This window comes from Mannheimia sp., assembly GCF_056854775.1.
In genome coordinates this window covers 1-2,615 of the sequence record NZ_JBXGGI010000015.1, presented here as the reverse complement: position 1 = coordinate 2,615, position 2,615 = coordinate 1, and the positions used below count along the sequence as shown (strand labels likewise).

Here is a 2,615-nt window from a genome sequence, read left to right as displayed (position 1 = left end):
CGAATAAAATTGATTTGGTTTTCTTGAATGGTAGGGCTTAATTCTGATTTTTTAGCATTTGAGATTTTTTCTATTTCATATCCTCCTTGACCTAAAATAAACTCGTTTACGTGTTCATCAATAATAAATAAATCTTTTGGCGTTAGATATGTATTTCTACCTTTGTCAAAATCTAAAATTTGAATATAAAATCGTATTCTAGTTTGTGTTTTAGGGTGTTTTGCTGAGAGTAATTGACCAGCGAAATTTAAGCAAATTCCTTTTTCTATAATCTCAGTTTCTATATCTACACTTCCCCAAATACTGCTATAAATGGAAAGTAAACCGTTATAAGAGCTAAATTCATCAAATGTATATTTTTTAAATATATAGTCTATTTCAAAATCTTCCTCTGATTCCCCATTTTCTAGTTCAATAGTGCCATCTTCCATTATTGTCATTTTAGGTTGTTCTACAATTAAGTATTCTTCTTTATTAAAAGAATGCCCACCTATAATTAAATCACCATTTCTATTTTTATTTAAAAAAACACTTAATTCTAGTTTTCTTAAATACCAAAAATGCAATAAGTCATCTATTTCTAATTCTTCTCCAGTTAGATTTTTGATTCGTTTAATTGCTTGCTCTAGCGTGTACCATTTTCTAGGCGGTAATTTGTAGTTTGTCATTCTTTTACTCTCTTATATATAAAAAGCCCTTTCGGGCTTGTTACTGAATGCGGTTTAATACGCTGTCGTAAACAGTTGAGCGTTCTCTTTTACCTATTGCTAACACTAGCACGGTAATTTCACCATCATTGACTTCATAAACTAAGCGATAGCCTAGCGATTTGAGCTTGATTTTATATAAATTCGCTAGGTTCCCTTTGAGCCTGTCGCCCTCTATATGTGGATTTTCCAGCCGTTCGGCTAATTTCTTTTTTAGCTGGTTTTTGATTGGCTCTCCTAATTTTTCCCACTCTTTTAGGGCTTTTCGATGAAATTTAAGTTTATAAGTCATCTAATTTTACTGTAATAAAATCGGCTTCAGCTTTACGTGTGTGGGCAATTTTCCCTAGTTCTAAATCTTCGGCTAAATCTTGGTAAAATTGAAAGGTTTCAGGCGTTACGCAATAAAAAGCGGGTTCATTACGGTTTAAAATAGCAATAGCTCCATTTTCCGCTGTTCCTTCCCTTACTGTTCCCATTGGATCTCGTTTTAAGTCTGTAATGCTTGCTACGTTTGCGGTTAATACTTGATGAATAGCCATTTTTTCCTCTCTGTGTACAGTCTTTATGAGAGGATTATAGGGCGTTTATCAGTCTTTTAAAAGTCTTTTTAAGTTGCAAGCGGTCGTTTTTTGTCGCAAAAATGCAAAAAGCCCCTTTTAGGGGCTTTGGGTTAGTCGTCTAAGAAGTCAATAATTGCCCCTGTTTGTTCGGGCTGTTCTTGGGGCTTGGGTTCGCCGTGAGCGGTTAAAATGCGATATGCTTCAACTTCGCTAACTTTCTCAAGTTCTAGTAGGTCAGAAACAAAATCCAACTTTTCTAAAAGCTCCATTTCTTCCACTTGTTGAATATAGTTTTCTAGGCTCATTCTTCAATAACCTCAATATTCTCAATTAAACAACAAGCATTAAAGTCTTCTACAATGTAATCCACATTGAGGGAGAAAAATGTCTCTACGCTGTCTTTTTGTGGCGTATTAAACGCTTTACGGCGGATATTGTTTAAATGCAAATATAGCGAAAGGTTATCTAATCGAGTAATTAAAATCGCATTGCTTGGAAAGTAGGGAATACTTACCGCTTTTAGTCCGCCTTTGGCTTGTTGGCATAGGGTTAAAAGGTCGGCTAAGTTTTCGCTTAAATCGTTGTGTTCAAGTTGAATAATATCATCTGCGATAATATCACGACCACAAATTGCGATCATATCTCCGCCCATTGCGTAAGCCGGGCTGATTTTGCTTAAACCTTGCTTAATCAGGGCGTTTACGTTCTTAAATGCTTGCCCTTTGCCTACGGTTGCCCCATTGATGATGGCTTGCGGTTTGCCCTCTCTGATTTTTTGTAGCCAACCTTTCTTTACGTCTTGGGCTAGAGGGTTATCTATAGCATTTGATGTATCTGCACGGCTTACCCCTTGCCAACCTACCATTAAAAGTCCTCGCAATAGGTTATCATCTAATAGCTGGTTTAAATGTTCTTCTAGGTTGTTTTCGAGGTTGTAGGCATCAATTTTTTCATAGCGAATATAACTATCAATGTTGATTTGTTCGCAATGGTATTTTTGAGCCGGTGCAAGAGCGTGTTTTGGTTCGCGTGCTATGTCTTGGTCGGTGTTTGTTGTGCCGGCAATCGGTGTGAATAGTCCGATTGCTTCGCCTCTTTCATATCGTGTTTGAATTAAATTCAATAACTTAAAAAGGCGATTTTGTTTTAATCGTGCAATTAATTTTTTTTGTTCTTCGGGGCTGTCGTCAAATAAAATAACGTTGCCTTGTCTATCTAATTTTAATGCGTGTGCAAAAGTGGAAAAGCTCATTTTCTAAGTCCTTACAGTTCGTTAATTAATGATGATAAGCCTTTAGGCTGTTCTATATATTTTTCTTTATGTAATTCTGTTGGCGTTTTTTGA

The 2,615-nt window shown here is 35.9% G+C and carries 5 protein-coding genes; all 5 read right to left on the bottom strand.

Annotated elements, in window-relative coordinates; translation table 11 throughout:
* Positions 1-668: hypothetical protein (locus ACJHV0_RS01160; RefSeq protein ID WP_483133140.1), on the bottom strand; the 668-nt coding region annotated here is incomplete at its 3' end.
* A 40-nt stretch (positions 669-708) separates the two neighbouring features.
* Positions 709-999, bottom strand: coding sequence for a type II toxin-antitoxin system RelE family toxin (locus ACJHV0_RS01155; protein ID WP_483133139.1), 291 nt, complete (start codon positions 997-999; stop codon positions 709-711).
* Positions 989-1,249 carry a type II toxin-antitoxin system Phd/YefM family antitoxin gene (locus ACJHV0_RS01150; RefSeq protein WP_463625758.1) on the bottom strand — a complete coding sequence of 87 codons (261 nt, stop codon included), beginning with the start codon at positions 1,247-1,249 and terminating at the stop codon, positions 989-991. The genes ACJHV0_RS01155 and ACJHV0_RS01150 overlap by 11 nt, the downstream gene beginning before the upstream one ends.
* A gap of 131 nt (positions 1,250-1,380) precedes the next feature.
* Entirely contained in the window at positions 1,381-1,575 is a 195-nt protein-coding gene (locus ACJHV0_RS01145; protein WP_463625757.1) for a hypothetical protein, read from the bottom strand.
* On the bottom strand, positions 1,572-2,522 hold the full coding sequence (locus tag ACJHV0_RS01140; protein WP_483133138.1) for a P2 family phage major capsid protein: 951 nt from the start codon (positions 2,520-2,522) through the stop codon (positions 1,572-1,574). Before ACJHV0_RS01140 ends, ACJHV0_RS01145 begins: the two co-directional genes overlap by 4 nt.
* Between the last annotated feature and the right edge of the window lie 93 nt (positions 2,523-2,615).